Consider the following 5,328-nt stretch of genomic DNA (forward strand, 5'->3'; position numbering starts at 1 on the left):
GCGCTCATGGGCGCCGGCGTCGGCGCGGTGCTGATCGCCGTGCGCGAGGTGGCGGGGTGGTGGCCGTGATGGGGCCTCAGATGTACGGTCGAAAGTTGACGCAGGCAGACGATGCGCCGCATGATGCCGGTGTCCGTCGCACCCGCGGTGCTCTTGGGGTTGCGGCGTCGGGAGTCAGCCATGGACCTCCATCTCAACCCTACCCACGCATCCGCCACGCTGCATCGCATGCGGTCGTTCGGCGCCGGCCGTCTACCGGACCGTCGATCGAACGCGATGGTGCTCGCCTACGTCGCGGGCATCGCGATCGTCCCACTCGTGGCGATCGGGATGATCGTCGCGCTGTTGCCGTCGAACCTGTCGCAGACGGCATGGTTGGCCGTGTCCCTCGGTGGCACGGTTGCCTACGCGCTGATCGCCATGGGGATCGCCGCACTCGTCCGGGAAACGCAGATCCGTTGGTACGAGGATCTGATCAAACGTGTACGGGTGAAGGAAGCAGATTTCCTCTCGGAGGTGCGGGCATCCGTGGCCGATCGCGTCGACAGGCCGACATTCGATGTGGCAGGTCGACCTGAGCCATGGAGCCCAAGGAGCGGATCGCCAACCTCTCGCTCGATCGAGGGGCACGTGCCGAACTGAAGGCACAGGTCGACTGGTTCACCGATGCGCTGACGACACAAGCCAAACTGGTGGCCGGCGCAGGTCGCCGGTCGCCGGTCGTTGGTCAGGATGTCGTCGAAGCCGCCGACCGGATGTTTCACGGCGCACGGACGCCGACGCCCTTCCTGGTCCGGTTGGGGAAGGCCGCCAGCGGCATCATCCTCGGTGTCTGTGTTCCCAACGTGCTCCAGGAGTTCAGGGCCAACGACCCGAACTTCTGGTGGGGGCTAGGCAATCTGGCACTGGCTGCGGTCGGGTTGATATTCCTGGTGTGGTCCGTCGCCGATGAGAGCTAGTCCATGACCACACGTCCCCGCTGGTACGGCGGGATCAGCCCCGGCGCGGTGGTCGCCGGGACGGTGGCGGCGAGTCCCACGGAGGAGTGACAAGAGCGACGATGACGACGCCGAACACCCTCTACTACGGCGACAACCTCGACATCCTCCGGCATCACATCGCCGACGGCTCGGTCGACCTCGTCTATCTCGACCCGCCCTTCAACTCCAAGCGCGACTACAACGTGCTGTTCAAGGAGAAGAGCGGCGAGGCGAGCCCCGCCCAGATCGAGGCCTTCACCGACACCTGGGCCTGGGACAGCGCCGCCGAGCGCACCTACAACGACCTCGTGACGACCGCGCCGGCGAACGTCGCGGGCATGGTCGGGGCCCTCCGTCAGTTCGTCGGCAGCAACGACATGATGGCCTACCTGGTGATGATGGCGGCGCGGCTGGTGGAGCTGCACCGCGTCCTCAAGCCCACCGGCAGCCTCTACCTCCACTGCGACCCGACAGCGAGCCACTACCTGAAGGTCGTCCTCGACACGGTGTTCGGACCGAGGAACTATCGAAACGAGATCACCTGGAAGCGGACGTCCTCGCACAACGACCCGCAACGTTACGGCCGTATCCATGACGTCATCTTGTTCTACACGCGGGGCGAGCTGAAGACGTTCAACCGGATCACCCAGGACTACTCAGGTGAGCAACTCGCCCGATTCAAGTACCGTGACGAGCGCGGCCCCTTCAAGGCTGAGAACCTCACCGCCCCGCACTTCTCCGCGACGCGGACCGTCGAATGGCGTGGCACGCATCCCGGACCGGATAGGCAGTGGAGATTTGGACCTGACGAGCTGGAACGGCTCTACGCCGAAGGCCGAATCCTTCTCCAACGGGACGGCCGTCCCCGCAAGGACGGTCTGAAGGAGTACCTCGACGACTCTGACGGAGCGCCGCTCCAAGACGTCTGGACCGATATTCGGATGGCGCCGACGGCCGGCGAACGCCTCGGCTACCCAACCCAGAAGCCGCTCGCCCTCCTCGAGCGGATCATCTCGGCGAGCTCGAACCCCGGCGACGTCGTCCTGGACCCCTTCTGCGGCTGTGGGACCGCCGTCGTCGCCGCCGAGAAGCTCGGGCGGTGCTGGGTCGGCATCGACGTCACGCACCTATCGATCACGCTGATGAAGCAGCGGCTCACCGACTCCTTCCCCGGCATCGCGTTCGACGTCCGCGGCGAGCCGGCCGACGAGGGGAGCGCCCGGATGCTCGCCCTCCAGGACCGCTACCAGTTCCAATGGTGGGCCCTCTCGCTCGTCCACGCCAAGCCGGTCGAGGGTCGGGAGAAAAAGGGCGCGGACCGCGGCATCGACGGCCTCATCACCTTCATCGACGACGGCACCGGCAAGCCGAAGCGCTGCCTGGTCCAGGTGAAGAGCGGCGGCGTCTCGTCGGCGACGACCCGCGACCTGCGCGGCACGCTCGAGCGCGAGGGCGCCGAGATGGCCCTGCTCGTGACGCTCGACGCGCCGACGCCAGAGATGCGGAAGGAAGCGGCGACCGCCGGGTTCTACACATCGCCCGGCTGGCAGCGCGACTACCCCCGCCTCCAGATGGCGACGATCGCCGACCTGATGGACGGCCGGCAGCCCGCGATCCCCTACGGCGTCCTCACCTTCGCCAAGGCCCCCCGGGTCAAGCCCGGCAGCGGCGCGCAGCAGGGGACGCTCGACATCGGCGGTACCCACCCAGCGCCGCATGGTGCCGAAGCGTGAGCAGCTGGTGGTTGCTGTGGTGAGCCCGCCCCCACCCACTGCCTGCGAGGCCCTCACGGCCCGCGGGGAGCCCTGCAGCGGCGCCGTCGCGTACACGGGCGACCTGGGCGCCGCCGGCGTGCGTCGGCTCTGCGGCCACCACTGGCAGCTGGCGCAGCAGGGAGCGATGACGTTGTGGGACCGACCCAACCAGCCGCCCCGCTCGTGGCAGCGCTGGACCATCGAGGATGACGCTCGGCTGCGCGAGCTCGAGGGACGCACGGCAGCCGAGGTGGCGCGGCTGCTGGACCGGACGGCCTACGCGGTCCAGCAGCGACGCTCGCGGCTCAGGCGGGCGGGGCGGGAGTGAGGTGGTGGCCGTGATGAGGGGACGATGGCGGATATGAGCGACGCAGCGAAACGGGAGCAGTACGAACAAGCGATCGCGGCCATGCGTGAGCGACTCATGGAGTGCCGGCAAGGACTCGAGGATCTATTGTCCGGGCTCGGGGGTCGTCGGGTGGCCGCAATGCGGGCGGTGTTCGTCGGTGGACGGAGTGTTCTCTTCGTAATGACGACGCAGCTCGTCCGAGTCGATAAGGACGCATTCAACACATGGAACGCGCCGTTCGTGCTGGTGGCGAACGACGATCCGCTCCTCAAGTTCACCAGGGAGCTCCGCAACGCCATCGAGAAGAGGGGAGAATTCCTGCTCGACGGCACAGGGATCTGCGTTGGCCCGGACGTCGAATTCGCGGACCTTCTGCCACCTAACCCGCCACCTGGGGTGCTCCACTTCGTTGTGGCGGACAACTATGGACGGTGCGGATGGGAGGTTATGCGGCCAGACGGAACGACCGAGCTCGTCTACACCGACCGACCTATCCACCCAAGCCACCACTTCTACTCCCGCTTCGCCGACCCTCCGACCCACCACTTGGGCGAAACCATCGAGGACCCATCAGTCGAGGGTATCGCCGTCCTCTACTACCGCTACTTGGCCGATCTCGTGGATCAGGCGGAAGCGAACTTCCTGGGGAACAGGACTGATTCGACTCGGTCTACCAACCCCGCTGTTTGACGCATGTCGGGATCGCCGTACGTACCCACGATCTCGGCGAGGGAGAGGTCTGCGGGGTACTCCTCCCGCAGTAACTGGGCAACGGACAAGAACGCGGCGACGAGATCATCGTAGGCAACTGGGGCTGGGTTGTGTGTCGGATCTGGGATGGACATGGATCGTCGCCTCCGTCTTCAGGATACCTGATGACGTCTCACCCCAGCCGCGGCCCCTTCGGTCGCTCCACCGCCACCAGCCCCGGCACCTCGTCGGCGTACAGCGACCCGACCGCGCTCAGCTCGCCGTCGCGCATGACCTGGACGATCAGCCGCTTCCGCCCGATCGGGGACGTGTGGCGGACCTTGGTCGCCGGGTCCTCGAACTCCCAGTCCATGCTGGTCGTGACGCGCAGCTCACACCCGTCGACGGGCGTCGTGCGGTCCCGGTGGAAGATGGGGGCCGCGGCGGGTGACCCACCGGCCGGTCGCCCCGATCGCTCAGGCATCGAGCGGGTCTCCGCCGGGCCGGACCAGCCCGGTCGCGTCGCAGGTGTCGCACCGCTCCACCTCGTCGGTCCGGTTCCCGCACCGCCAGCACACCACCTTCCCGTCCCGGCCTGCCACGGCTCGCAGGCCCTTGGCGATCGGCCGGATCGGCTGCTGATCTCGGAGCTGCCGAATCCGATCCTGCGCGAACCGGTCGGCGAGCTCGAAGTAGTGGCGCCGCACCGCGGGGTCGTCGCTCTCCACCGGGAGCGCCTTTCCGACCCGCACCCGCACCCCGCGCTCGACCGCCACGTCGAGCGAGCTCCCCACCGTCGTGGGGGCGCCGTCGTCGACCGACATCTCGGCCAGGACCCCGCCGTCCACCTTCAACGTCCGTCGCTTCGCCACCGCGCAACTCCTCAACCTATCTCCGTCGACAGGCGCTCTCGGCGCTCGCGGCGACCCAGACGGGCCGACCCTGGTGCCCTACACTCTAGAACGTGTGTTCTATCTTGGCAAGAGGTGACGCCATGGCAACGAAGACGACGCCCAGCAAGCGTTATCCCGGCACCTACCATTACCTGACCGCCCGCGGCCTGAAGCGGTGGGGCGCCGTGGTGGACCTCGGCCGGGACTGGACGACGAAGAAGCGGGTCCAGGATCGCCGGGAGGGGATGCTGACTCAGGACGAGGCGGTCGCGTGGCAGGCCGAGCGGCGCACCGACCGACGGACCGGCGCCGCCAGGATCGCGTCTGACCAGCTGCTCGGCGACTACCTCGAGGGGTGGCTGGCGGGACGAGTCGCCCGGCTACGGCCCGCCACCCGCTACAACTACCGGATGATCCTCAACCGGATGCGCGCGCTCTTTCCGGTGCCGCTCGACCGGCTCCGCACGGCCGACGTCGAGGCGGCGGAGCAGGCCCTGCTCGTCGGCGGCTTTCGGCCGACTACCGTCCGGGTCACGCACAGCGTTCTGTCGTCGGCGCTCCGGGACGCCGTCCGGATGGGCCTCATCCCGTCCAACCCCTGTGACACCGTCGATCTCCCGGCCGGCGGTCCGCGCAAGCCCACGACGTGGGACGCCGACCAG

The 5,328-nt window shown here is 67.9% G+C and carries 8 protein-coding genes; 6 read left to right on the top strand and 2 right to left on the bottom strand.

Going from position 1 to position 5,328, the window contains the following annotated elements; translation table 11 throughout:
* Positions 1–120 precede the first annotated feature (120 nt).
* From VNL12_RS16630 to VNL12_RS16650, 5 genes are all read left to right on the top strand, one after another.
* Positions 121–642 (top strand): hypothetical protein, encoded by a 522-nt coding sequence (locus tag VNL12_RS16630; RefSeq protein WP_325596065.1) that lies wholly within the window; start codon positions 121–123, stop codon positions 640–642.
* Entirely contained in the window at positions 582–959 is a 378-nt protein-coding gene (locus VNL12_RS16635; RefSeq protein WP_325596066.1) for a hypothetical protein, read from the top strand. Before VNL12_RS16630 ends, VNL12_RS16635 begins: the two co-directional genes overlap by 61 nt.
* Positions 960–1,060: 101 nt before the next feature.
* On the top strand, positions 1,061–2,713 hold the full coding sequence (locus tag VNL12_RS16640) for a DNA methyltransferase (RefSeq protein WP_325596067.1): 1,653 nt from the start codon (positions 1,061–1,063) through the stop codon (positions 2,711–2,713).
* The gene (locus VNL12_RS16645) at positions 2,697–3,062 is read left to right on the top strand and encodes a hypothetical protein (protein ID WP_325596068.1); all 366 of its coding nucleotides are present in this window, start codon (positions 2,697–2,699) and stop codon (positions 3,060–3,062) included. Before VNL12_RS16640 ends, VNL12_RS16645 begins: the two co-directional genes overlap by 17 nt.
* 33 nt (positions 3,063–3,095) lie before the next feature.
* Positions 3,096–3,773, top strand: a complete 678-nt coding sequence (locus tag VNL12_RS16650) for a hypothetical protein (RefSeq protein ID WP_325596069.1) — start codon at positions 3,096–3,098, stop codon at positions 3,771–3,773.
* A 193-nt stretch (positions 3,774–3,966) separates the two neighbouring features.
* On the opposite strand, the gene VNL12_RS16655 is transcribed toward VNL12_RS16650, so the two are convergent.
* Positions 3,967–4,257 (bottom strand): hypothetical protein, encoded by a 291-nt coding sequence (locus VNL12_RS16655; RefSeq protein ID WP_325596070.1) that lies wholly within the window; start codon positions 4,255–4,257, stop codon positions 3,967–3,969.
* Entirely contained in the window at positions 4,250–4,645 is a 396-nt protein-coding gene (locus VNL12_RS16660) for a hypothetical protein (RefSeq protein WP_325596071.1), read from the bottom strand. The genes VNL12_RS16655 and VNL12_RS16660 overlap by 8 nt, the downstream gene beginning before the upstream one ends.
* Before the next feature lie 122 nt (positions 4,646–4,767).
* Between VNL12_RS16660 and VNL12_RS16665 the strand changes: the two genes are divergently transcribed.
* On the top strand, positions 4,768–5,328 hold a 561-nt coding region (locus tag VNL12_RS16665), incomplete at its 3' end, for a site-specific integrase (RefSeq protein ID WP_325596072.1).

The sequence above is a fragment of the Iamia sp. genome (assembly GCF_035575815.1).
Taxonomy (GTDB): Bacteria; Actinomycetota; Acidimicrobiia; order Acidimicrobiales; family Iamiaceae; genus Iamia.

Excerpts from the sequence above, each read along its gene's own strand:
- VNL12_RS16645 (WP_325596068.1), top strand. The coding sequence starts at position 2,697 with ATGGTGCCGAAGCGTGAGCAGCTGGTGGTTGCTGTGGTGAGCCCGCCC.
- VNL12_RS16650 (WP_325596069.1), top strand. The coding sequence starts at position 3,096 with ATGAGCGACGCAGCGAAACGGGAGCAGTACGAACAAGCGATCGCGGCC.
- VNL12_RS16635 (WP_325596066.1), top strand. The coding sequence starts at position 582 with ATGGAGCCCAAGGAGCGGATCGCCAACCTCTCGCTCGATCGAGGGGCA.
- VNL12_RS16630 (WP_325596065.1), top strand. The coding sequence starts at position 121 with ATGATGCCGGTGTCCGTCGCACCCGCGGTGCTCTTGGGGTTGCGGCGT.
- VNL12_RS16655 (WP_325596070.1), bottom strand. The coding sequence starts at position 4,257 with ATGCCTGAGCGATCGGGGCGACCGGCCGGTGGGTCACCCGCCGCGGCC.
- VNL12_RS16640 (WP_325596067.1), top strand. The coding sequence starts at position 1,061 with ATGACGACGCCGAACACCCTCTACTACGGCGACAACCTCGACATCCTC.